The organism is Undibacterium sp. GW821-FHT07F11, assembly GCF_059418665.1.
Genome location: NZ_JBWKQH010000001.1, coordinates 299,758 through 324,503, shown reverse-complemented (window position 1 = coordinate 324,503; position 24,746 = coordinate 299,758). Strand labels below are relative to the sequence as shown.

The window sequence follows — 24,746 nt, the reverse complement described above, 5'->3', positions numbered from 1 at the left end:
CAGGCGTAAATTTTTCACTATCAGACTGTGCACTCATTTGGCACAAATGCTTATTTTCATTTCAATTCTGTTGATTTAATGATCCTGAATTTGTAGGCAATTCGCCACGGAAAGTGCAAGAAATGGTGAAATGACTTCTTGTAAGTCTTGCTATCACCTAATTTGAAAAGGCTGGTCAATATGTATATTTCCTTCAAGCATCTCCTAGCAGGCATCAAATAAGTCAGTGTTTTATTGTTATCTGTTGCGTTGTTATTGTGCAATTTCTTTAAAAGTTTCATCGAGGAAACAGTCTAAATCTGCCTGATAAATAAAACTTACAATGTGGAAACTTTCAAGGAGATAGCATGAAATTGAAGCCTTTTATCACCCTATTGGCGATGACATCGGCAGTATCCGCCGCCTGGGCTGAGGACACATCGAACATCACCATCAGTGGATTTGGTACTGCTGCACTCACGCGCAGCAATACTTCGGACGCAGAATTTGCCCGTCCAAATCAATTGGCAGGTGTCACCAGTGGTGCAAAAACCGGGGTGGATTCCAACCTTGGTTTGCAAGTCACAGCAAAAATGAATGACTGGCTGTCTTTTACTGGCCAGGGTCTGGTACGTAAAAATGTGACGGACAATTTTGGTGCAGAACTGGCCTGGGCATTTGCCAAAGCCAAAGTTTCTGAGAACCTGAATATACGTGTGGGCCGCGTTGGCCTGCCTGTCTATATGATTTCTGATTATCGCAATGTTGGCTACGCCAACACCATGTTGCGTCCGCCAGTGGAAATGTATACCCAGGTTACGCTGGAAAGCCTGGATGGTGCAGATGTACTGTACCAGACCAATTTTGGTGATACAGCTGTGACTGCACAGGTTGCTTATGGTGTCACTGATGCAGACAACCGTGGTGGCTTTACGGCGAAATTCAAAAAGGTATCGAGTGTCAATATCGTTGCTGAAAACGGTCCTTTTACTTTCCGTTTTGGTCGCGTTGATGCAAATGTCACTGTCGATAATTCCACTAACCTCAACACCCTGGTTACTGGCTTGACGAAGTTCGGTTTTGCCTCTGCCGCGAATGCGATTGCAGTGAATGACACCAAAGCTTCTTTCACTTCAGTAGGTCTGGGTGTGGACTGGAAGAGTATGGTAGTACAGGCTGAATATGGCAAACGTAAATCTGCCAGCCTGTCTATCGCTGACACCACATCCTGGTACACCATGTTCGGTTACCGCATGGGCAGTTTCCTGCCTTATGTCGTGCACGCATCAGCAACGCAAGACAGTCCACGCACTGTCGCTGGCTTGCCAACTACCGGCCCTTTGCTGCCGTATACACTGGGTGCCAATGGCCTGGCATCGGCTTCACCTATACAGTCCAGCAATAGCATAGGTGTGCGTTGGGATTTTCATAAATCTGCCGCTTTGAAACTGCAGTTGGACAGGATGTCACCCGATAATGGCCCCGGCGTATTTATCAATGCCAAGCCTGGCTTCAAAGGCCCGGTGACCGTATTTGCAGCAGTCGTTGATTTTGTATTTTGATGGAGAGGCACGATGAATAAGTTATTTACACATTTATTGTTGGCCGCAACCGTCATGACCGGCACTTCTATGGCGCATGCTGCAGAACTGGTCGTCATTGTGAATACTGCTAACCCGGCAACGGCAATGACTGCCGCCCAGGCTTCCCAATTCTTTCTGGGGAAATCGCCCATGTTCACGCCTGTGGACTTGCCAGATAATTCGCCTCTGCGTGCCGAGTTTTACAAAAAAGTAGCCGACAAGGATTTGTCTGAAGTAAAGACAATCTGGTCCAAGCTGGTTTTTACAGGCAAGGGTACGGCACCGAAAGAAATGCACAATAGCGCGGAAGTAAAAAAAGCCGTGGCTGCCAATCCCACCGGCATAGGTTATATAGAACGCTCGGCTGTGGATGCTACAGTCAAGGTTGTTACAGTCTTGCCTTGATCTTTTTTTACATTTTCAGTTACCTGAAAGAAAGCTGCTGGTCAGCTTTCTTTTTTTTGCCACGCTTTTGCCGGGTTTATTCAAATTACCAGCGGGAAATTTGCAATCTGCAACAAATCTTCCTAAAACTAGATATATAGTCATAGCATCCCTTCCTGTTTTTCCTCTCTGCAATTTTGTTGTTCTTTACCATAAAGGACTCGTCATGAAATTGTTCTATAACCTCAGGATCTCTGCCAAGCTGTTTGTTGGTTTCATACTTCTTTTACTGCTTACTGTATTTCTCGGCGGTTTTTCGGTTTATCAATTATCGCGGGTGAACGGTACAGCACTGGAACTGGGCACCAACTGGATGCCGAGCGTAAATGCTGCCATGGGTATCAAGGAAAGAATTTCACGTTTGCGCACCCAGGAAATGCAGATAGTCATGTCGGCAGGTGATGAAGCGAATTTGAAAAAATACGAAAAGCGCTGGCAAGACTATGTTGCTGAGTTGAAGAAGTATGAGGGGGACTATGCCAAACTCATAAGCACGGATGAGGAAAAAAAGTCCTTTGCCGACTACAGCAAACTGTGGGAACGCTATGTAGTCGAGGCAAAAAAACTGACCGCCCAGGCCAATGCCGGCAATATGGAAGAAGCACGCACGACCTTGCGCGGCGAGTCATCAAAACTGAATGCAGATATGTTGGTGCTGGCCGACAAGATGGTGCAGATCAATTCCGACGGAGGTATCGCCGAATATCGCATGGGTGAGCAAATTTATGCCAATTCCAGAAACTTGATACTCAGCCTCATTGTCGTGACCATTGCCCTTGGTTTGTTACTGGCTTACTGGATTGCCAGGGTGGTTGCCCGCCCTCTGCAAGAAGCAGTCAGAGTAGCCAAGACAGTGGCTTCCGGTGATCTGACCAGTGATATTGAGGTCAAGACCAAAGATGAAACCGGCGAACTTTTGCAAGCCCTGAAGGAAATGAATGCCAGCCTGTTATCGGTAGTCAGTGAAGTCAGGACGGGTACCGATCTGATCGCCACGGCTTCGACCGAAATTGCCAATGGCAATATGGACTTGTCGGCACGCACCGAAAGCCAGGCCGGTTCACTGGAAGAAACGGCATCTTCCATGGAAGAACTGACCTCTACTGTCAAACATAATAGTGACAATGCGCGCCAGGCCAATCAGTTATCGCATTCGGCTTCTGCGGTAGCGCAAAAGGGTGGTAGCGTGGTGTCGCAAGTGGTGGATACCATGGGTTCCATCAATGAATCGTCGAAAAAGATTGTCGATATCATTGCCGTCATTGATGGCATCGCTTTCCAGACCAATATCCTGGCGCTGAATGCAGCGGTAGAAGCAGCACGTGCCGGTGAGCAAGGACGCGGGTTTGCGGTGGTTGCATCAGAAGTGCGCAATCTGGCGCAGCGCTCAGCCAGTGCAGCCAAAGAAATCAAGACACTCATCAATGACTCGGTAGAAAAAGTCGATCTGGGTACACGACTCGTCGATGAAGCAGGTGTCACCATGCAGGAAGTGGTAGACAGCGTCAAGCGCGTCAGCGATATCATCAGTGAAATTACGGCGGCTGGTGCCGAGCAAAGCTCAGGCATAGACCAGATCAATACTGCCATCATACAAATGGATCAGGTCACCCAACAGAACGCTGCTCTGGTGGAAGAAGCAGCCGCAGCGGCAGGCGCTTTGCAGGAGCAGGCTGCCAATTTGAGCCGGGTTGTCGGCGTGTTCAAACTCCACGGTGTGCAGACTGCTTCTGGCTACCAGCCCCAGGCAGTAAAACCCGCTGCAAAACTGTCTGCCCAAACCCAGAGGCCGGGCAGCAGCGTACGCAAGTTGCCGCAAGTGAAAGCTGCAGCAAAAGAACGTGAATTGGCCAAGGCAGAGCAGGATTGGGAAGAGTTCTGAGGATCTTGCCCGACTTGTCAGGGAGCGTTTTTCGGCATGTCGTAGACCCTTTTACCGGGAGTTGTGATGAAGACGTTTTATAACCTAAGAATTTCAGCCAAACTATTCATAGGCTTTGGTTTGCTTTTGTTGCTGACGATTTTCCTCGGAGTGTTTTCTATCACTATGCTGGCCAAGGTGAATCAGAATGCCTATGAACTGGGTACCAACTGGATGCCCAGCGTGAATGCCGCCATGGGTATCAAGGAAAGAGTTTCGCGTATTCGTTCTCAGGAAGCGCAACTGGTCTCGGCTGAAAACCCTGAAGAAGTGGAAAAGTACATAGGCCGCACCAAGGAAGCTATTGCCGGGTTAAAAGAAAATGAAGCGGAATACGGGCGTCTGGTTGCCGATCCCGAAGAAAAGAAACAATTTGCCGAATATAGTAAATCCATGGGGGAATATCTGCAAATTTCCGACAAGATCATGGCTCTGGCGCGCGAAGGCAATGGCAAGGATGCCATGAGCCTGATGCGCGGCGACTCATCCAAACTCAATACCAAGGTGCGTGGCCTGGTTGATGCTATGGTCAAGACCAATGTTGACGGCGGCGTTGATGCTTACAAGAAGGGCACGGAAGCTTATCAGTCTTCGCGCACCCTGATTATTGTAGTCCTTGCCATCAGTATTTTGCTTGGCATGATGCTGGCTTATGCAATTGCCCGTATCGTCTCGCGTCCCTTGCAAGATGCTGTCAAGGTGGCGCAAACCGTAGCTGCTGGCGATCTGACCAGTAATATTCAATCGAATACCAGTGATGAAACCGGTTTGTTATTACAGGCTCTGAAGGAAATGAACCAGAGTCTGTTGCAAGTGGTGACCGAAGTACGCCAGGGCACGGATGAAATCGCCACGGCCACCACCGAGATTGCAAATGGTAATCTGGATTTATCCAGGCGCACCGAAAACCAGGCCAGCTCGCTGGAAGAAACTGCTTCGTCCATGGAGGAGATTACTTCCACCATCAAGCACAATAGTGACAATGCACGCCAGGCCAATCAGTTATCGCATTCGGCTTCTGCGGTAGCGCAAAAAGGTGGCGATGTGGTGTCGCAGGTGGTTGATACCATGGGCTCCATCAATGAATCCTCGAAAAAGATTGTCGATATCATTGCCGTCATTGATGGCATCGCTTTCCAGACCAATATCCTGGCGCTGAATGCGGCGGTAGAAGCAGCACGTGCCGGTGAGCAGGGGCGCGGGTTTGCGGTGGTCGCATCAGAAGTACGCAACCTGGCACAGCGTTCAGCCAGTGCCGCCAAGGAAATCAAGGAATTGATCAACGATTCTGTCGATAAAGTGGGGCAAGGTACGCGCCTGGTTGATCAGGCGGGTGAAACCATGAAAGAAGTGGTCGACAGTGTCAAGCGCGTCAGTGACATCATCAGTGAAATCACCGCGGCTGGTACCGAGCAAAGTGCTGGCATAGAACAGATCAATGTCGCAGTGACGCAGATGGATGAAATGACGCAGCAAAATGCTGCCCTGGTGGAAGAGGCCGCCGCCGCAGCCGGTGCCCTGCAAAACCAGGCACAAAACCTGAGCCGCATCGTCAGTGTCTTCAAGCTTGATCAGGGACAGGTCGTCAGTAACAAACCTGTGCCAACTGCCAGGTCAGCACCAGTAAAAAGTGCCAGTGAAAGACCTGTGGTGCGCAGCTTGCCCAAGCCGGTTGCTAAAACCGTCAAGCCTGCGCCGGCGAGAAAAGAGCCGGTGGTGGCAGCTGCAGATGATTGGGAAGAGTTTTAAGTACAAAAAAAGCCACGGCAAGCCGTGGCTTTTTTGATGTTCAGCGAAGTTTAAAAATGAAAATTCAAGACAGTTCGCTTTGCTTGATGATGATACGGGACACCAGGCCATATTCCTTGGCTTCAGTAGCACTCATCCAGTAATCGCGGTCTATGTCTGCAGTGACTTTTTCCAGTGACTGACCTGATTCTCTGGCGATCAGGGCAGCGATGCGTTCGCGTATCTTGACGATTTCACGTGCCTGGATAGCAATATCTGTTGCCTGGCCACCAAAACCACCGCTAGGCTGGTGTATCAAAAAGCGGGTATTTGGCAGACAGACACGGCGCTCTTTAGGTACCGACAGGAACACATTCACTGCTGCACTACCTACCCAGCCAGTGCCAACAATATTTACTGGGGCATCAATGAACTTGATGATGTCATGGATGACATCGCCAGATTCCACATGGCCGCCGGGGGAAGAGACCAGGATGGTGATAGGCTCTTTGGACTCTGCCGACAGGGCGATCAGACGCTGGGAGATTTCTGATGCCAGTTTGTCGTTGATGGTGCCAAATACCAGCACAGTACGGGATTTAAAGGCCTTTTCTTCGAGGAAAGGGCTGCGTGCTTGTGATTCGTTATTCTCTTTTTCGTCGGCCATGAAAGTCTTCTTATCTGATCTGGTTGAATTTCGGTAAATTTTTGGTAAATATGGGGGATGATTTTATGTCATTCCAGGTTGTCTAGATGGCTGCTCAGGCAGTTTTTTTCAAGTAGGCTTCTGCCAGCCTGACCCAATAAGTTGCGCCTATGGGCAGCAAATCATCATTAAAGTCATAGCTGGGGTTGTGCAAGTTGCAAGGCCCGAGGCCGTGGCCCATGTCCCGGTGTCCACCGTCACCATTGCCCAAAAAGACATAGCAGCCTGGTTTGGCCTGCAGCATGAAAGAAAAATCTTCCGCGCCCATGGTGGGTTCTACCTGGTCATCAACCTTGTCTGCACCCACCACGCTGCGCATGACTTCGGCCGCAAAGGCAGTTTCCTTGGCATGATTGATCAAGGGCGGGTAATTGCGCTTGAAGCGGAAATCCACCTGGGCATCAAAAGCCGCAGCCGTATGTTCGGCGATGGTACGCATGCGTTTTTCTATGAGGTCTATCATTTCCGTACTGAAGGCGCGTACTGTGCCTATCAGTGTCGCTTCGTCCGGGATGACATTGGTGGCGCTGCCAGAATGGATTTGTGTGACCGACAGGACGGCTGACTCCAGCGGGCTGGCATTGCGGCTGACGATGGTTTGCCAGCTTTGCGCCATTTGTATCGCCACGATAATCGGGTCTATGCCCTTGTGCGGCTGCGCCGCATGGGCGCCCTTGCCTCTGACAATCACTTCAAATTCATTCGATGACGCCATCATGGGGCCGGGTGTGATACCAAAAGTGCCTACCGCCGCGCCCGGCCAGTTATGCATGCCAAAGACTGCATCCATGGGGTATTTGTCGAACATGCCTTCTTCTATCATGCGCCGTGCACCGCCGCCACCTTCTTCGGCAGGCTGGAAGATCAGATAGACCGTGCCATCAAATTCTTTATACTTGGACAGATAATGTGCCGCCCCCAGCAGCATGGCGGTGTGGCCATCATGGCCGCAGGCATGCATTTTTCCATCGTGTTTTGAGGTATGGGCAAAGGTATTGATCTCCTGCATGGGCAGGGCATCCATGTCAGCCCGCAAACCTATGGCCCGTTCGCTAGTACCATTCTTGAGTACCCCGACGATGCCTGTGCCTGCCAGACCACGGATGATGGGTATGCCCCAGGCTTCCAGCTTTTGCGCAACGACTTCTGAAGTACGGTGTTCTTCAAAGCAAAGTTCCGGGTGGGCATGGATATCGCGCCGGATTTGCTGGATTTCAGCCTGGAATTGGACGATAGGATCGATCAGGTTCATTTTTGTCTCCGGATTGCGTTTCATTACTGCGCTGGCAACAAGCTACTGGCAGATATACGCAAGCTATTCTTTTCAGGATGTTATCCTGTTGATAAGAAAAATGATAGTCAGCATGGTATGCGTCTCTATACCTGCCTACGACATGTTTCTTCAGTATAGAGAAAGATACCAGATTCCGGGCAAACTGGTTGCTAGTCAAGCTATTCCAGGATCGCATATCCATACTACCAAAACTGCTTTGACTGGCTTGCCCAGAGGACTTATCTTACCAGCGCATCCCCGACATGGCACTCATGCCCATGCCATAAATGGCCAGCATACTCAGGGCCAGACCTATAGGCCCGGATACCAGGCTGCTCCACAGGCAGTTGATTGCCAGCGTTTTTTGTTTGCATAGCCTGGCAATGACAGCCACGGGCAGCGTACCCAAACCCAGGATGGCGGGCAACAAGACCACGATCAACGGGGTGGAACTACCACTGGCCACAAGCATGAAGAAAGAGATCGTCAGCAGTGTGATCAAGTGCAGCAAAATGAGTCTGGCGCGAGCACTATGCAGACGCGTTACCAGATATGAAAAATACGCCGGGTAACTGAATGCACCCAGCATGAGCATGCCAGGTACAGTACTGAGGCTGGTGTGGCTGATGTAGTCATACACTAAAGGCGGCAGTATCAGGACAAGCAGGATCAGGAAGAGATGCAGGGTAATACGCTTGATGATGGGCATGTAAGCTCAGTTATACAGGGAAATTTTCAGGCAGGGCTTGCAGCTTGCCTAGTGTAGCAGATGGCACAGCTCGCACGAGGCTAGAGTAAAGCCTGTAAAATTCCTTAAAATTTCAATACAAGACATACAGATGCAATGAAGATACTCATGAAACTTTCATGCCGGAAAACCAGCCATGGGCCAGCCCATGCGGCTTCCCTGTATCTGCGCTTATATCTGCATATGATGGCAAGGCAGGCCTGATACATGCCGGCATTCATCTTGCGCCGCTTGCTGCAAAGCCTGGCTGTTTTGTTGCTCATGTCACTGCTGGTATTTGCCGGCGTGCATGCAATAGGCAATCCCATCGATATCCTGATCAGCCCTGAGGCAGATCAAGCGGAGCGCCTGCGCATCATCGCTGCCTTTGGCCTGGACCAGAGCCTGCCGCAGCAATACTGGCTATTTCTCAAAAATGCCCTGGCTGGTGACATGGGGCGCTCCTTCGCTTACGCGACTCCTGCCCTGGGCCTGATCCTGGAACGCATGCCAGCCACGCTGGAACTGGCCGTATTTGCCATCTTGATTGCAATCGTGCTGGGCATACCGCTGGGTTTGCTGGCCGGCTTGCGGCCAGACAGCATTGCTGCAAAAAGCATCATGGCGGTATCGATACTGGGTTTCTCCCTGCCTACCTTCTGGGTAGGGTTGATGTTGATCATGGTATTTGCCGTGCAACTCGGCTGGCTGCCTTCCAGCGGACGTGGCGAGACGACACTCTTGCTGGGCATACCTGTGAGTTTCTTGAGTATCGATGGCCTCAAGCATTTGCTCTTGCCTGCGCTGAACCTTGCGCTCTTCAATATCGCCATGGTGATACGTCTGACGCGCTCAGGTGCGCAAGAAGCCCTGCTGCAAGACTATGTGCGCTTTGCCCGTGCCAAGGGTCTGCGCAATAGCCGCATCATCGGCGTGCATGTACTCAAGAATATCCTTATCCCTATCGTCACCGTGATTGCCTTGCAATTTGGTTCCATCATCGCCTTTGCGATTGTCACTGAATCAGTGTTTGCCTGGCCGGGCATGGGCAAGCTCATCATTGATTCCATACGCGTGCTGGACAGGCCAGTCATCGTTGCCTATTTGCTGTTGATTGTCAGCCTGTTTATTCTCATTAACCTCGTGGTGGATGTGGTGTATTCATTGCTGGACCCGCGCGTGCGTTTGTCAGAAAGCCGGGGATAAGGTGATGACGAATTTGACGACGACAGAAACTATCAGCCCCAAAATTGAAACGCCCCTGCAGCGTTTCTTGCGCGACTTCTTTGCCAGCCGCATCGCCAGCCTGGGCAGTCTGGTTTTATTGCTGCTGGTCTTGCTGGCGATATTTGCGCCCTTGATTTCACCGCAAAATCCTTATGACCTGATGGCGCTGGATGTCATGGAATCACGCCTGGAACCTGGCAAACTCTCTGCCGATGGCAAGCACAGGTTTTTGCTAGGCACCGATGAACAGGGGCGCGATATGCTGTCGGCCATCTTCTATGGTTTGCGTATATCCCTTATCGTCGGTTTTTCCAGCACCATGATTGCGCTGGCAATCGGCTTGAGCCTGGGCTTGCTGGCGGGTTATCTGGGTGGTCGTGTCGAAGCCATCATCATGCGTATTGCCGACATACAGTTATCTTTCCCTGCCATCCTGATTGCCATGATCTTGCTGGCGCTGACAGGGCAGGGTGTAGGCAAGATCATCATCGCGCTGGTGCTGGTGCAATGGGCCTACTATGCGCGCACTGCCCGTAGTGCGGCACTGGTGGAAAGACAAAAAGAATATATAGAAGCCGCAGTCGGCCTTGGCTTGTCACCGGCGCGTATTATCTGGCGCCACTTGCTGCCGAATTGCCTGCCGCCGCTGATCGTCATCGCAGCCTTGCAGGTAGCATCGGCGATTTCGCTGGAAGCGACGCTTTCATTTTTGGGCCTGGGTTTGCCAGTGACCGAGCCTTCACTGGGTTTGCTGATCGCCAATGGTTACCAATATCTGTTATCCGGCAAATACTGGATCAGTTTTTATCCCGGCCTGGCCTTGTTGCTGACGGTGGTATCCATCAACCTGGTGGCTGACCATTTGCGCGATGTGCTGAACCCGCGCTTGCAGACGCAATAGCTGGAATAGGTGGAACAGACATCATGACAATCGCGACTCTGGAAGTACAAAACCTGCAGACTGAATTTGCCAGCCGCGCCGGTACTGTGCGTGCGGTGAATAATGTCAGCTTCAGCGTGCAGCCGGGCCAAATCATGGGCCTGGTGGGTGAATCCGGTTCTGGCAAATCCATGACGGCTTATTCCATCATGGGCCTGATAGACCCACCCGGCAAAGTCACGGCAGGCAAGGTCCTGTTCAAGGGCCAGGATTTGTTGCGGCACCTGTCGGCAGAAGCCATGCGGCAAATCCGTGGCAACCGTATCGCCATGATATTCCAGGACCCGATGATGACCCTAAACCCGGTCTTGCGCATTGATACGCAAATGATGGAAACCATCTTTGCTCATCAGCAGGTCAGCCGCGAAAAAGCACGCGACATGGCACGCGCCGCCCTGGTCAAGGTTGGCATACCTTCGCCAGATGAAAGACTGCTGTCCTATCCGCATCAGTTTTCTGGCGGCATGCGGCAAAGGGTGGCGATCGCCATTGCACTCTTGAATGAGCCTGAGCTGATTATCTGCGATGAGCCGACTACCGCGCTGGATGTCACCATACAGGGCCAAATCCTGTATGAAATGCAAAAGCTTTGCCGCGAATCCGGCACGGCATTGATTTGGATTACCCATGACCTGTCCGTGGTGGCTGGGCTGGCTGATACTGTCGCCGTCATGTATGCCGGCAAGATAGTCGAGAGCGGCAGCGTGCAACAAGTACTGGACCAGGCCTGGCATCCCTATACCCATGGCCTGATCGCGTCTTCACCGTCACGCAACCTGCATGGGCAAAGCTTGCGCCAGATACCGGGGTCAACACCATCTTTGCTGAACTTGCCGCAAGGTTGCGCCTTCCGCCTGCGCTGTGAACGTGCTACTGCAGTTTGTGAACAGGACCCGGTGGTGGAGAGCCTGGACGGGCATAGTGTATCGTGCTTCCATCCCATGCAAACTCTGGCAGAGGTGAGGCATGACTGATATCCGTCTGCCAGCTTTACTGGAACTACGCCAGGTCAGCAAGCGCTTTGCCAAACCTGTAGCGCTGACTGACAAACTGACGCAACTATTTGGCGCTGACAGCAAACAGCAAATCGTCCATGCAGTTGATCAAGTCGATTTGAGTTTGCAAGCGGGTGAAGTCGTCGGTCTGGTCGGCGAATCAGGCTGCGGCAAATCTACACTAGGGCGCATGGCAGTGGGCCTGCACAGTTTGTCTGACGGTACTCGCTGGTGGCGTGGTGAAAACCTGGCAGACATGGGCCAGGCCAAACGCAGGCAAATGCAACTGGCAGTGCAAATGATATTCCAGGACCCGTATGCCTCGCTGAACCCGCGCCTGCGTGTGCAAGACATCGTCGGCGAAGCGCCAGTCGTGCATGGCATCATCAAGGCTGCAGAACAGCAGGAATATGTAGAACACCTGCTGCAAAAAGTAGGGCTGGACCCGGCTGTGCTGAAACGCTTTCCGCACCAGTTTTCTGGCGGACAGCGTGCCCGCGTTGGCATCGCCAGAGCCCTCGCCGTCAAGCCAGAACTTCTGGTGTGCGATGAAGCTGTAGCGGCGCTGGATGTGTCTATACAGGCGCAAGTCCTGAACCTGTTCATCAAACTGCGTGACGAACTGAAGCTGACTTACCTGTTCATCAGCCATGACCTTGGTGTAGTCAGGCATGTGTCTGACCGCGTACTCATCATGTACCTGGGTCGCGTGGTGGAATCCGCTGCGACTACAGAAATTTTTGAGCGGCCTAACCATCCCTACACGCAAGCCTTGCTGACCTCTGCCCCGAGGTTGGAAGTGCGCAAGATGGAATATGTCGCCATCAAGGGCGAAATTCCTTCTCCGCTTAATCCGCCGACTGGCTGCCACTTCCATCCACGCTGCCCGCACGCCATGCCCAGGTGTGTGACAGAACAGCCCTTGCTCAGAGAAGTGTCTCCTTTACACTTTTCAGCTTGCCATTTAAATACATGATGGTTATCTTGTTGCTTCTGATGTATTTATAGAAGCACAGTGAAACAGCAAAGAATTTCAGGCTACGATCTGGCACGCGCCCTTGCCATCTTTGGCATGATCGCGGTCAATTTTAAAGTCGTCATGCATGCGCAAGTAGGCAGGGATGGGCAAGACCTGCGGTGGCTCAGTATCTTCACCCATCTTGATGGCCGTGCCTCAGCCTTGTTTGTAATACTTGCGGGTGTAGGTATCAGCCTCATGACAAATACCGCCAGACTGTCGGGTGATCCGCTCGTATTGCGCCAGCAAAGAGTCAGTCTGTTGAAGCGTGCTGTTTTTCTGTTCTGTTTTGGCTTGCTATATATCTGGATATGGCCAGCCGACATCCTGCATTATTATGGTTTGTATATAGCACTGGCGGCGCTCTTGCTAAGTGCTTCATCCCGCTTGCTTTTCATACTGGTAGCGGTTGCCTGCCTGATCTTTACTGCCCTGTTTTTCAGCTTGAACTATAGCCAGAACTGGAATTGGGATTTACTCCATTATTCCAATTTTTGGACAATCCCAGGCTTTTTGATGAATCTGTTTTTCAATGGCTTCCATCCCTTCTTCCCCTGGATGGGATTTATGCTGCTGGGTATGCTGATAGGGCGTCTGGATATGCATGCACCCGCCATGCGCTGGCGGCTATTGTTGGCTGGCGTGGTGGCGATCATTAGCGCTGAACTCCTGGCACTGTTCTTGTTTCATGCTTTTGGCAATTTTGAGGCGATCGCTGGACTCGCCCATGTTTTCAGTAAAACTGATCCCTTGCCGCCTTTGCCTGTGTATATGATTTCTGCGAGCGGCAGTGCCTGTGTCATCATCGTCTCGTGCATTTACCTGGCAGAAAAATTTGCCAGCACGCTATGCTTGCGGGCCCTGGTGCATACAGGGCAACTGGCACTGAGTATTTATCTGGCGCATGTGCTGCTGGGCATGACTATCCTGGAGGCGCTTGATTATCTGGATGGCCCGCAAAGCCTGCTCAGGACGGTGACTGCTGCTGGCATATTCTTTTTGTCGGCCATTATTTTTGCTCATGTCTGGCGAACTCATTTCGAACATGGCCCGCTTGAGTGGGTCTTGCGTCGTGTCACAAGAAATAAAGCGTCCAGGTATGCGCATTCATTCAATGAGAAACAGAGGAGTTGAATGTCTGAACAAAAATGCCCTGCATGTGGGTTCCCTGTTTTTAACCAGCGCTACGCCAAATGTGAAAAGTGCGGTATTGCCCTGCCAGAAACCATAGTCATGTCCAGGCAAGAATTGCGTGACATCCGTGAACGTGAACGGCAAGAAGACGAGTCGGCTGCAGAGTTAAATAGAAAACAAGCCAGGCGCGCTGCAAACCAGCCAGGTGATGGAAATGACTATGATTTCGACCTTGGTAATCTGGCCGATACCGGTGATGGCTCTGTCTGAAATACGCACTGCCTGGGCGTATTTCAGCGCAGCATGATTCTGAGGGTCAGTGTGGATACTCCGAAGGAGTAACGCTGTCGATATAAATTACAGCATCATAGGCTTTGGCTGGAATAATGGCCTCTGGCGTCATACCCCAGTAGCGTGCATAGCCAGTTGAGAACATCCAGCTGTTACTGGCATCTGGTTTTGCTAGTGAAAAATCGACAAAGCTCATTTTCAGGCGGCCATTTGCCAAGATACTTTCCAGGCTGCCTGCTGGTGGTACTGCAATTTCAGTGTAACTTTCCTTGCCATAACTGCCCAGAACACCACGACCCATGTACAGACCTATGGTGTACATTTCTTTGCGGCGTTTTTCTGCCATCCATACGCCCATGGTTTTTGCGTGTGCCTTGTCAGCCCAGTCATTGGCGATATGAAAATTATGTGCCCAGACCAGGATTTTCTTTTTCGGGTAGATTGTGTCGGCCAGGAAGTTCAGGTTCTCTGCCATGCGCTGGTCGCGTATTTCTGTGGATTCATTGCTCGTGGGAGGGAAATTCAGTTGCTGGCTGAACGTCACCCTTGATCTGGCTTCCTGTATCGTCATATCCACCATGTATGCTGGAAAATGCTGCGCCAGTTTTGCCCTGTTCTTGAGCAAAGTATCGGCGATGAGTTGATAGTGTCCAGGCAATTCACTTGCCGCAGTCACGGGTATTTGCTTGTTGAGCAAGGCATTCAATTTCTCTTCCGCGCCATCTACTTGCCCGGCTAGTGCCGGAACTGGCTCTATTACCGACAGCATGGATTTGAACCTGTTGGTGATGTTCTGATGTCCCAGGTAACCACTGTCCTGATTATCAAATCCTGCGAGCATCAGGCGAGGTTTGCCTGACGTACCCTGCTTCAGGTAAGTGAACAAGTCCAGTGTCTCATCTGTGGCGAGCGTGCCAAACTGGCTGCTGCGCATGGCTTCAAGACCAGAAGTTTTATCGAGATTGGCATTGGCTGCATCGGCAGCGGTCATCGATGCTTCCATGGCGATGACTTCAAAGCCCATTTCCTGGTGAAGGAATTTGACCAGACGTGCTTTCATCCAGTTGAATTCAGCGACACCATGGGCGCTTTCGCCGAGTTGCACAATGCGCTTGTCTTTCAACATGGGTTTCAGAAATTGCAGGTCGCTGAAGTCATCACTGAAAAGTGAGCGCAGGCTGTGGGCATTTTTCTGTATGTCTGCCTGCCATGCAGGTTCTATAACCGGGATCAGTCCTGGAGGTAAAGCAAGGCTCTGCTCATCTTGCAATTGCATGGATTTTTGCGGGCGCGCTGGTCGCCTGGTTTCGGCGATGTCAGCTATCGTGATGCTTTCATCTACTTCCAGTTTCAAATCATCAAACCAGGCAACTCCCTGGCCTACAAGCCCGACACCAAAATGGACTGCAGTGGCATTGGCGGCCACTGGTACTTTAATCTCAAAGCGTTGCCAGTCGTTGTTGCCGGTTGGCCCGCGCTTGCCCAGCATGGCATCAGCCACGGCGGTCTTTAATTTGCCATCGACCTGAAACAGGAGTTCAGCGCGGCCATTTTTAACATCTTTGGTTTTGATCCAGCCAGACAAGCGCAAAGGATGGCCACCTATTGTGCTGGCTATCAGGGTTTGTCCGATGACAGTCATCGCGCCTTGCGGCGTTTTCGCATGACTCTCAATTTTGACCGAGCACTTCCCCTCTTGGGCTAGCTGACAATCAGCACTGACAGTATGTGCTTCTACCATCATCTTCCAGCCAACCGGCAGGCTTTGCCCTGTCTGCCATTCTTCAAAGCTGAGATTGCCGACAGCGAGTTCAGCAGAGCAAGCCTGTGTCGTCAACATGGATGAAGCAATTGCCAGGCTGGCATAGATAATGTGTTTACCGGATTGCCTAAGTAGGAAGCGCAGCTTGAGAAATTGCATGTATAAATTTGCAGTAGGTTAGCAGAGTGATTGGGAATCTTGTCAATTAGAAGGATTTCATCAATGTATTGCAGGGGACGATATCAGATAATGAATTGGATGTTTGTTTTATACAAAGACATAAGGAGAAGCCATAGGCAGCTATAGAGATATTTAAAATGGTGATAACTATTATGTCAAAAATAAAGAAGACTTATTTGCTGCGCTGCGATAAAGTAGTACCTGTCTCCTCCAACACCTCCTAAGGTTTGGATTTAACCCGCAACCGCAAGGTCGCGGGTTTTTTTTGCCTATTTAATTTCCTCACTCTGTATATTCCGAATTTCATAAGTACTCTAATTCCATGAGGAAATATTTCATACGCCCTGATATGTGATTTATGAATGATTGATATGCATAAATAGATCTTGGTAAATTTGTTGCGCTGCGATATAGTTACACCTGTCTCCTCCAACACCTCCTAAGGTTTGGATTTAAACCCGCAAAGTTTGCGGGTTTTTTTTTGCCATCCAATATCCTCTCGCCTTGCTTTTCTGTGCAGCACCTAAATCGACATATCACTATTGAGTGTATATTGTGATAATTTTCTCAGAATTATGCTGTAAAAAACAAATAGGATTTTCATGCAAAGACTAGCGAATCGCGATGATTTACATGCTATCTACGCCATCTATATGGACGAAGCAGTAGTCCGTTTTCTTGGTTATGATCCCATGCCTTTGGAGCAGTTCTCGCTCATTTTTGATGAACTGCTGAGCAGCAAAGCATTTTTTGTGCATCTGAGCCAGGAAGAGGTTGCCGGTTTTTACAGAATCAGCCGTTACCCTGGCCGTGCTGCCCATGTCGCTCAGCTGGGGACGCTGGCAGTCGCACCGCACTATCAGGGTAAGGGCATAGCCCAGGCCATGCTGGCAGGAGCGATACAGGCGTTGCAGGCAATGGGAATCAGACGGGTGGAATTAATTGTGGAAGCCGACAATAGCCGGGGACTTGCCTTTTACCAGCGCGAGGGTTTCGAGATTGAGGGCAGGTTGCGTCAATTCTATAAGCGCAGCGATGAGCAGGAATATATAGACGATTTCATCATGGCCAAACTCCTTGAGGAAGTTTGAAGAACTACTCTAGAAGTGCTCAGTATCTGACTGGTATGCACATTGTGCAGTAAATCAGCCATGAAAAAGCAAAGTGGTATGCATGCATGGAGAGATATTCTAAATGTGTATACCTGATATACGCATAATAAAGCATACAGATATGTTGCGCTGCATTAAAGTAGTACCTGTCTCCTCCAACACCTCCTAAGGTTTGGATTTAAGCCCGCGAATAGCGGGCTATTTTTTTGCCTGGACACTTTAAAAACTGCGCAATGACTCATTCAGCGATATGAATATGTCGCTTGATATGCTTGAGATGGGCAACGATGGTAAACGTCATGATGACCAGCAAAGACCATGAACTCCATTTGCCTACATGTACAGTGGACCAGGCACCCAACTGGTTCGGGTAGCGCCAGATACCAAAGAAGGTCCCCATATTTTCTGCCAGCCAGATAAAGAAACCGATCAGCACGAAGGACAGTAGCAGGGGCATGCTGCGGTCACGGTCCAGCGGACGAAACACGACCGACGAACGCGCATACAGGCCTAGCGCGCAGGCGGCCAGATACCAGCGATAGTCACCGATATAGTGGTGAGTAAAAAAATTCAGGTAAATCAGTATGCCTATCAGGCCAGCCATCCAGTAAGGCGGATGATGGCGTATGCGCAAATCAAACAAGCGCCAGGCCTGGATGATATAACTACCTATACTGGCATACATGAAACCGCTGAACAACGGCACACCCCATAGCTTGGTATAGCCAAATTCAGGATAAGCCCAGCTCTGTATCTGGCCCGATACCTTGAACACTTCCAATGCAAAACCTACCATGTGGAACAGGGTCACGGCTTTCAGTTCATCAACGGTCTCCAGCTTGCTCCAGACCATGCCAGCCTGTATCAGCAGCGCAATCACAAACAGTACATCGTAACGTGGCAAGCCAAACAAACCAGCCTTGGGTACGATGAGTATCGATGCAAAAAACAGGCCGACGAACAGGCAGGAACGCACCTCCTTGATGCCGAAATACCAGAACTCGAGTAAAAAACGGCGAAAACCTGCCAGATTTTCAGGGCGGGGTGGTTCAATGAGGAACTGGTCTATGGATTGCAGGCGCATGGGCTGCATTGTAACAAGCCTGCCGCGCTTGTCGTCACAGTGGTGACACTGCTTGCCACTGTTACATGGCACTTACACAGAATTTACTTGGCAAGTCCTCTTCTTTTTGCCAAATACCTGTGTTGTTTAATTGATGCGTAATAGAACATATACTAAAAACAGTATATGTATCACTGAAAAAATGCTGACAATCCTGAATAAATATGGAAAACGATATGGTGAAAAAGCAGGATGGCACATCAAGATGGCACATCAATTGCATTCACCATCAGCTTCAACAAGAACGATGAAAGCCTGGGTTTAACCACCCTGAGCAGTATGCACTCCGGAGAATAAAAAGTATGACGCAGTCAAATAATTATCCTCGTGACCTCATAGGCTATGGCCGCCATGTCCCGCATGCGCAATGGCCGGGTCAGGCCAGGATAGCCCTGCAATTTGTTCTGAACTATGAAGAGGGCGGTGAAAACTGTGTACTGCATGGTGACCGTGCGTCCGAGCAGTTTTTATCCGAGATCGTTGGTGCAGCAGCGTATGAAGCGCGCCATATGTCGATGGAATCCATCTATGAATATGGCTCACGCGCCGGTGTCTGGCGCATCTTGCGTGAATTTGAAAAGCGCCAGTTGCCGCTGACCGTGTTTGGTGTCGCCATGGCCTTGCAGCGCCATCCTGAGCTGACCCGGGCCTTTGGTGAACTGGGGCATGAAATCGCCTGCCACGGCCTGCGCTGGATACATTATCAAGGCCTGGATGAAGCCCTGGAGCGTGCACACATGCAACAAGCCGTGCAAATCATGCGCGAGCTGACAGGCAAAGCGCCGCTGGGCTGGTATACCGGGCGTGATTCACCGAATACCCGCAAGCTGGTCGTCGAGCACGGCGGTTTTGCCTATGACGCTGATTATTACGGCGATGACCTGCCATTCTGGACACAGGTGACGACCAGCGATGGCCAGCAGCATCCTCATCTGGTGGTGCCCTATACCCTGGACAGCAATGACATGCGCTTTGCCACGCCGCAGGGTTTTAATACGGGCGAGCATTTCTATGATTACCTGAAAGACAGTTTCGACCTCTTGTATGCCGAAGGTGATCCTGAAGGCGACAATGCACCAAAAATGCTATCCATAGGCATGCATTGCCGCTTGCTGGGGCGGCCTGGACGTTTCCGTGCCTTCCAGCGTTTCCTTGACTATGTGCAGTCACATGACAAGGTCTGGGTCTGCCGCCGCATCGATATCGCAGAACACTGGAAACAAGTACATCCCTATGTTGTTAAATAAATGCAGCGCCTGCTGACCAGGTTGGGTGTATCCAAACCCTGCCTGAACTTGATTGAGCTAACAAAGTTTGATTTGCCACCACGCTGAAAAAAATCGTTGTTAAACCTGAGAGAAGGAAAAAAGATGAAAATGCAAATGAAATTCATGGTTTTGGCAGTCGCTTCTTGTTTGTGTGCAGGCAGTGCACTGGCGCAATCCAGCGTCACCGTGCAAGGCCTGGTGGATTTGTCTGTGGGTACAGTCAAAATGAGTGGCGACAAAGCCAGCACGGCTGCCATCACGCCTGGTGGCATGACAACATCCTGGTTTGGTTTCAAGGGAGTAGAAGACCTGGGTGGTGGCCTCAAGGCAGAATTTGCACTGACTGCTTTCCTGCGCCCTGATACCGGTGAGTCTGGCCGCTTTGGTGGAGATACTCTGTTTTCACGTGATGCCAATGTCGCCCTGTCTGGCAGTTTTGGCCGTGTCTCGCTGGGACGTGATCTTGCACCCAGCTTTTTGCCTGTGGTGATTTTCAATCCCTTTGGTGATTCCTTTGATGTTTCGCCTTTGGTGCTGCACTGGTATGTACCGTCTGGTGGTTTTGCTTCACGTACCTGGGCCAACTCAGCCGCGGGTGATTCAGGCTGGAGTAATGAAATCATTTACAGCACCCCTAATTTTTCAGGCTTCAGTGCCAATATGCATTACCAGTTTGGTGAAAAAGCCGGCGATACAGGCACGCGCAATATAGGTTTGAATGCCCTGTACTTCAATGGCCCGCTGGCCCTGAGTGCCTTCTATCAAAAAGTCCAGGTCTCGAATCCTCTTGGCGGCTCGGCAATCGTCGATGCCACATCAGCACCGGTGAACTTCGCCTCCATCAATAACCAGACTGCTTACTTCGTCGGTGCCAGTTATGACCTGACAGCCGCCAAGCTGTATGCGACTTATACCTCCAGCAAAAATGACAATGCGGCTGGCAAACAGATGGATGACAAGATTTATAGCCTGGGTGCCAAGATCCCGGCGGGTGGCGGCGACATTTTGCTGGCTTATGCAAACACCAAACGCAATGGCACGCTGACCGCCAATACTGAGTACAAGCGCGATACCCTGTCGGCTGGTTATGACTACAACCTGTCCAAGCGTACCGATGTGTATGCAGTGCTGATGAGTGACAAGATCAGTACGGCGGACCGTGCTACCAGCGTCATTGCTGGCATACGCCACAGATTCTGAGTTGCTTAAGCTGACAAAAACCGCATATTGAAAGATTTGCGGTTTTTTTCTATCCGCTGTCACAACCGCTAAGTCTGATTCGTCTTATCATCATGTACCTAACGGATTTCGCCATGATGAATCGCCTGCAAAGCTTTACTGAGCACAGACCCCGCCTGTTTGGCATTGCCTATCGCATGCTGGCATCTCGTGCCGAGGCAGAAGACCTGGTGCAAAATACCTATTTACGCTGGCATGCACTCAGCGATGAAGAATTACTGCAAATCCGTGAACCTCAGGCCTGGCTGGTGACTGTCATCAGCCGTCTTTGCGTGGACAGGCTGCGTGTCCTCAAGCGCGAGCGCGAAAACTATACCGGCCCCTGGTTGCCAGAGCCCATGATAGAAGTTGATCACCGGACGCCAGAACTGATGGCTGAATTCAGCAGCGATGTCTCACTGGCCTTCCTGACCATGCTGGAACGATTATCGGCTGAAGAACGGGCAGCATTTCTTTTGCATCAGGTATTCGACGTCGATTACCCGGAAGTGGCAGGCATGCTCAACAAGACGACAGCGGCCTGCCGTCAACTGGTACACCGCGCCAAAGAAAGAGTGCTGCAAGAAAGACCGCGCTTCCAGGTCAGCCGTGATCATCACCGGCAATTGCTGCAGCGTTTTAGTCTGGCGGCACAAAGCGGTGATTTAAAAGAACTCAGTGCCTTGTTTGCCGATGATGCGCAAATGATAGGCGATGGTGGTGGCAAGGTCGCATCTGTCAACCGCATTCTGCATGGCGCAGCACGCATAGCGCGTCTGTACCATGTTGTCGCCAGAACCTATCCCCAACGCATGCAGTTTGTTGAAGTCAGTATCAATGGCGAACCTGGTTTGCTGCGCTTTATTGATGGCAAACTGGATGCGACTATCTCTATCGTCAGCGACGGTGAAAAAATCCTTGATCTGTACACCATACGCAATCCTGACAAATTGCAGGCTTATCAGGGTATGACTTTGCCTGCGACAACTATTTAAGAAATTATTCAAACAAACTGTCACAAACCGATTTTCTCCAGCGTCTTATAGATGAAGAAAGCAATTTCGCTGACTCATTTTAAAACTGGAGAATTATCATGACACTCAAACTCAATTTCCCTGGCCTGGCACCTGCAGCTTATCAAGCCCTTGCGGGTGTGAACACGGTGCTGGATGCCAGCAGCCTTGGCAAATCCCTCATCGACCTGGTGTTCTTGCGGGTATCTCAAATCAATGGCTGCGCTTTTTGCGTAGACAAGCATGCGCATGACTTGCTGGAACTCGGCGATAATTTCCAGCGACTCAACAGTCTGATATGCTGGCGCGAAGCGCCCTGCTTCAGTGAAAAAGAAAGAGTCGCATTGGCCTGGAGCGAGGCGCTGACTGGCATCGCGGGCAAACATGTGGATGAGGCGCTGCAACAGGAATTGCCCAAACACTTCACAGAAAAAGAACTGGTTGATCTGGCATTTGCCGTCGGCCTCATGAACGCCTGGAACAGGGTGGCGATTGCTTGTGGGGCAAGTTTTAGCATGCGTAATTGAATCGTAAATCAGGCTGGGTAAATGTTTGCAGCAAGGTCGGGGATAAATATTGACATTTTTATAAAGTTATTTATCCTTGGCAAACTTGCATGAAACAAACAACCGCCTGACAGGATTATTTCCCATGACTACTGTGCCCGAGTTGCCATTCCTCCAGATACTGCCTTACATTTTCTTGTATGCCGCCATCGCAGCGGCATGGTTGCCAAAAATAGCTGTGTCCGGACCAGTCAAAAGCCTGGTGCCCGGCCACCTGCTCGCCATGCTTGCAGGGGTATTTGCTTTGGTCTGTGGCCTCATTACTCCAGTGGCAGCGGTGGTGCTATTGATGCTTGCACTTTTGCTGTGGGCAAGTGTCAGGAATACTTTGCCACTTTCCTTGCGCATACTGGCCGGTGTCCTGGCGCTGGTGATGGCCCTGGTGCTGGCCATGCACAAAGTGCCGGGTTTTCACAATATCCTGTTGTTGGACAAGGTCAGGTTCAGCGATGATGCCATTCCTTTTACCCTGTATGCCAATTTCGACAAGGGCATGGCGGGTTATTTGTTGCTGAGCCTGTTTTGCTCACGCGCCAGCAGCTTCAAGCAATTCCTGGCCGATGGCAAGCGCATTGCCTTGCCCGCCCTGCTGACCATCTCGGTTTTGATCGTCCTGGGTCTGGTCACGCACTTCTTCCGTTTTCTTCCCAAATTGCCGGAAGCGACTTTCCTCTTCCTGGCCATAAACCTGTTTTTGACCTGCGTGGCAGAAGAAGCCTTTTTCCGTGGATTGATACAGGAAGCAATCTACCGTCTTGGTGACAAACCTGTCCTTGGCTATCTGGCCATTGCGGTATCGGCAATCCTGTTTGGTCTTGCACATCTGGGTGGCGGCACACAGTATGCCGCCCTGGCGACAGTCGCGGGGCTGGGTTATGCCATCGTTTATCATCAGACCCGCAGGCTGGAATGGGTGATACTGACGCATGCTGCTTTTAATCTTTGCCACTTCCTCCTGTTTACCTATCCGCGTCTGGCCTGATTTTTTTCAACGTGATGACGTGTCGGTACAAATTCGTCGTACTGATACAAGTATGAATTAATTGTCATGGCTAGACTGCCCCTGTCACTAATACAGGGAGTCATGATGGAAGAACTGGAAGTACTCAAAGAAGACATGTCTTGCTGACGCGTCTTGATGATGTGAGCAGGCTGATACAGACCAATAGCCTCTGGTACCTGACTTTTGGCCTGGCTTGCTGTGCAGTGGAAATGATACAGGCAGCAGCCTCACGCTATGACATGGAAAGATTTGGCATGATCCCGCGTGCCAGTCCGAGGCAGGCTGACCTGATGATCGTTGCTGGTACGCTGACCAATAAAATGGCACCTGCCCTGCGCCGCATCTATGACCAGATGGCAGAGCCGCGCTACGTCATTTCCATGGGTTCATGCGCGAATGGCGGTGGTTATTATCATTACTCGTACTCAGTGGTGCGTGGCTGTGACCGCATCGTGCCTGTCGATGTGTATATCCCCGGCTGCCCACCTACAGCAGAGGCCCTGATTTACGGAGTCATACAATTGCAGAGGAAGATACGTAGCAGGAAAATGATAGAGCGTTAAGCAAGTACATTCAACTTGAAGCTTTGTATGAAGGGCAAAAGATAGTCATATGCCAGGCCGGGCGTCACCAGCAATTCTTGCAGGCGTTCGCCCTGGTAGAGCATGGTGATGGCACTGCCATCATGCCCCGATTCCCAGATGGACATGTCAGACGTGAAATTCATGTAATGCCATGCGCCATCTGCTTCCGACAAACCATCCCAGATCAATTGGGATAATTCATCGGCTTGGGCAAAATCAGCCCAGTTTGTGCTTGGCCTGATTTCCATGCTAGCAGTCATCAGCCCCGGCTTTGATAAACCACTTTATCGAGGCTGGCTTCGCCAAAGGCATCGGCATTGCTGAGGTAATCATCAAAAGGACCGAGCTTGCTGATTTCTGTGCCATTGCGGAAAACCAGTTGCAAACCGTTTTCTTCATCCCAGTCGCAATCACATTCCAGCGAAACATAGATAGTCTTGTCGCCGTTAGGGCGCTGGGACACCAGGGCTTCATAACCATACTGTATGTGCTGCCAGACGTCGGCTGGCTGGGCTATCTGTACTACATCCAGCTTCTCGGATTTGCGGTAGTTGGCTACGTCCTGGTAATAGGCAAAGATATCGGATTCGGCTTTGCTCAGAACTGCCGGGTCGAGTTTAATGAAGTTGGCAATGGCATTATGAAAATCAGCCTTGCTGGCATCGTCAGCTTCGTCATAGCCTTCCAGCAGGAACTCGTATTCTTGTTCTTGCAAGGCGGGGATGAGTATGGGCTCGCTGATGTACCAGCCATTTTCTTCATCTTTTTCTACTGGCCCAAGTCCTGGGATATTCATGGTGAGTTTTCTTTAGTGGGTTGGGCAATATACGCCATAATCACTATTGTCCCACACTCAACCCAGACTCAATAAGGAAGTTCTGATTAAGTGTAGCGAGCGGCGTTAGTTTGGCGCATTGAAAGTCCGGACGCGCAGTCGTACGATAGTACGGC

At 50.7% G+C, this 24,746-nt stretch carries 23 protein-coding genes and 1 pseudogene; 17 read left to right on the top strand and 7 right to left on the bottom strand.

Translation table 11 applies throughout. The features are described from left to right. Window positions 1-347 precede the first annotated feature (347 nt). From AC07OI_RS01395 to AC07OI_RS01380, 4 genes are all read left to right on the top strand, one after another. On the top strand, window positions 348-1,541 hold the full coding sequence (locus AC07OI_RS01395) for a hypothetical protein (protein WP_495256042.1): 1,194 nt from the start codon (window positions 348-350) through the stop codon (window positions 1,539-1,541). A gap of 12 nt (window positions 1,542-1,553) precedes the next feature. Then, window positions 1,554-1,967: a type 2 periplasmic-binding domain-containing protein gene (locus tag AC07OI_RS01390; protein ID WP_495256041.1), complete on the top strand. Its 414-nt coding sequence runs from the start codon at window positions 1,554-1,556 to the stop codon at window positions 1,965-1,967. Between the two features lie 205 nt (window positions 1,968-2,172). Next, window positions 2,173-3,888, top strand: coding sequence for a methyl-accepting chemotaxis protein (locus tag AC07OI_RS01385; protein ID WP_495256040.1), 1,716 nt, complete (start codon window positions 2,173-2,175; stop codon window positions 3,886-3,888). A gap of 66 nt (window positions 3,889-3,954) precedes the next feature. Then, a complete protein-coding gene (locus AC07OI_RS01380; protein WP_495256039.1) occupies window positions 3,955-5,676 on the top strand; it encodes a methyl-accepting chemotaxis protein in 1,722 nt (573 codons plus the stop codon). Window positions 5,677-5,740: 64 nt separating this feature from the next. Here AC07OI_RS01380 and AC07OI_RS01375 read toward each other — a convergent pair whose 3' ends face one another. From AC07OI_RS01375 to AC07OI_RS01365, 3 genes are all read right to left on the bottom strand, one after another. Further along, the gene (locus AC07OI_RS01375; protein WP_492704153.1) at window positions 5,741-6,361 is read right to left on the bottom strand and encodes an ATP-dependent Clp protease proteolytic subunit; all 621 of its coding nucleotides are present in this window, start codon (window positions 6,359-6,361) and stop codon (window positions 5,741-5,743) included. A 55-nt stretch (window positions 6,362-6,416) separates the two neighbouring features. Further along, on the bottom strand, window positions 6,417-7,613 hold the full coding sequence (locus AC07OI_RS01370; protein WP_492703875.1) for a M20 aminoacylase family protein: 1,197 nt from the start codon (window positions 7,611-7,613) through the stop codon (window positions 6,417-6,419). A gap of 265 nt (window positions 7,614-7,878) precedes the next feature. Then, on the bottom strand, window positions 7,879-8,343 hold the full coding sequence (locus AC07OI_RS01365; protein ID WP_495256038.1) for a hypothetical protein: 465 nt from the start codon (window positions 8,341-8,343) through the stop codon (window positions 7,879-7,881). A gap of 246 nt (window positions 8,344-8,589) precedes the next feature. On the opposite strand from AC07OI_RS01365, the gene AC07OI_RS01360 reads away from it, so the two are divergent. The 6 genes from AC07OI_RS01360 to AC07OI_RS01335 are packed head-to-tail and all read left to right on the top strand — an operon-like array spanning window position 8,590 to window position 13,945. Continuing rightward, a complete protein-coding gene (locus AC07OI_RS01360; protein WP_495256037.1) occupies window positions 8,590-9,567 on the top strand; it encodes an ABC transporter permease in 978 nt (325 codons plus the stop codon). Between the two features lie 4 nt (window positions 9,568-9,571). After that, window positions 9,572-10,489, top strand: a complete 918-nt coding sequence (locus AC07OI_RS01355) for an ABC transporter permease (protein WP_495256036.1) — start codon at window positions 9,572-9,574, stop codon at window positions 10,487-10,489. 23 nt (window positions 10,490-10,512) lie between these two features. Further along, the gene (locus AC07OI_RS01350; RefSeq protein ID WP_495256035.1) at window positions 10,513-11,502 is read left to right on the top strand and encodes an ABC transporter ATP-binding protein; all 990 of its coding nucleotides are present in this window, start codon (window positions 10,513-10,515) and stop codon (window positions 11,500-11,502) included. Then, the gene (locus tag AC07OI_RS01345; protein WP_495256034.1) at window positions 11,495-12,499 is read left to right on the top strand and encodes an ABC transporter ATP-binding protein; all 1,005 of its coding nucleotides are present in this window, start codon (window positions 11,495-11,497) and stop codon (window positions 12,497-12,499) included. The genes AC07OI_RS01350 and AC07OI_RS01345 overlap by 8 nt, the downstream gene beginning before the upstream one ends. 39 nt (window positions 12,500-12,538) lie before the next feature. After that, on the top strand, window positions 12,539-13,675 hold the full coding sequence (locus AC07OI_RS01340; RefSeq protein ID WP_495256033.1) for a DUF418 domain-containing protein: 1,137 nt from the start codon (window positions 12,539-12,541) through the stop codon (window positions 13,673-13,675). Next, window positions 13,676-13,945, top strand: coding sequence for a hypothetical protein (locus AC07OI_RS01335; RefSeq protein ID WP_492703868.1), 270 nt, complete (start codon window positions 13,676-13,678; stop codon window positions 13,943-13,945). It begins immediately after the preceding gene. A 46-nt stretch (window positions 13,946-13,991) separates the two neighbouring features. On the opposite strand, the gene AC07OI_RS01330 is transcribed toward AC07OI_RS01335, so the two are convergent. Beyond that, window positions 13,992-15,887 (bottom strand): erythromycin esterase family protein, encoded by a 1,896-nt coding sequence (locus tag AC07OI_RS01330; RefSeq protein ID WP_495256032.1) that lies wholly within the window; start codon window positions 15,885-15,887, stop codon window positions 13,992-13,994. A 623-nt stretch (window positions 15,888-16,510) separates the two neighbouring features. Between AC07OI_RS01330 and AC07OI_RS01325 the strand changes: the two genes are divergently transcribed. Beyond that, window positions 16,511-16,999 carry a GNAT family N-acetyltransferase gene (locus AC07OI_RS01325; RefSeq protein WP_495256031.1) on the top strand — a complete coding sequence of 163 codons (489 nt, stop codon included), beginning with the start codon at window positions 16,511-16,513 and terminating at the stop codon, window positions 16,997-16,999. A gap of 259 nt (window positions 17,000-17,258) precedes the next feature. Here the strand turns inward: AC07OI_RS01325 and AC07OI_RS01320 are convergent, their stop codons facing one another. Beyond that, window positions 17,259-18,104 (bottom strand): DUF817 domain-containing protein, encoded by an 846-nt coding sequence (locus AC07OI_RS01320; protein WP_495256030.1) that lies wholly within the window; start codon window positions 18,102-18,104, stop codon window positions 17,259-17,261. A 341-nt stretch (window positions 18,105-18,445) separates the two neighbouring features. On the opposite strand from AC07OI_RS01320, the gene puuE reads away from it, so the two are divergent. The 6 genes and pseudogenes from puuE to AC07OI_RS01290 form a co-directional block, all read left to right on the top strand. Next, window positions 18,446-19,390 (top strand): allantoinase PuuE, encoded by a 945-nt coding sequence (puuE, locus tag AC07OI_RS01315; protein ID WP_495256029.1) that lies wholly within the window; start codon window positions 18,446-18,448, stop codon window positions 19,388-19,390. Window positions 19,391-19,519: 129 nt separating this feature from the next. After that, window positions 19,520-20,611: a porin gene (locus AC07OI_RS01310; RefSeq protein ID WP_492704152.1), complete on the top strand. Its 1,092-nt coding sequence runs from the start codon at window positions 19,520-19,522 to the stop codon at window positions 20,609-20,611. A gap of 116 nt (window positions 20,612-20,727) precedes the next feature. Continuing rightward, window positions 20,728-21,624, top strand: coding sequence for an RNA polymerase sigma-70 factor (locus tag AC07OI_RS01305; protein WP_495256345.1), 897 nt, complete (start codon window positions 20,728-20,730; stop codon window positions 21,622-21,624). Window positions 21,625-21,722: 98 nt separating this feature from the next. Continuing rightward, entirely contained in the window at window positions 21,723-22,169 is a 447-nt protein-coding gene (locus tag AC07OI_RS01300; RefSeq protein ID WP_495256028.1) for a carboxymuconolactone decarboxylase family protein, read from the top strand. Between the two features lie 124 nt (window positions 22,170-22,293). After that, window positions 22,294-23,190 (top strand): CPBP family intramembrane glutamic endopeptidase, encoded by an 897-nt coding sequence (locus AC07OI_RS01295; protein WP_495256027.1) that lies wholly within the window; start codon window positions 22,294-22,296, stop codon window positions 23,188-23,190. Window positions 23,191-23,309: 119 nt separating this feature from the next. Further along, window positions 23,310-23,774 (top strand): annotated as a pseudogene (locus AC07OI_RS01290) (NuoB/complex I 20 kDa subunit family protein); the annotation flags it as partial. Here AC07OI_RS01290 and AC07OI_RS01285 read toward each other — a convergent pair. Both AC07OI_RS01285 and AC07OI_RS01280 read right to left on the bottom strand, forming a co-directional pair. Continuing rightward, window positions 23,771-24,043, bottom strand: a complete 273-nt coding sequence (locus tag AC07OI_RS01285; RefSeq protein ID WP_492703860.1) for a hypothetical protein — start codon at window positions 24,041-24,043, stop codon at window positions 23,771-23,773. The pseudogene AC07OI_RS01290 and the gene AC07OI_RS01285 sit on opposite strands and share 4 nt — an antisense overlap. An 11-nt stretch (window positions 24,044-24,054) precedes the next feature. After that, window positions 24,055-24,591: a DUF6985 domain-containing protein gene (locus AC07OI_RS01280; protein WP_492703859.1), complete on the bottom strand. Its 537-nt coding sequence runs from the start codon at window positions 24,589-24,591 to the stop codon at window positions 24,055-24,057. Window positions 24,592-24,746 lie beyond the last annotated feature (155 nt).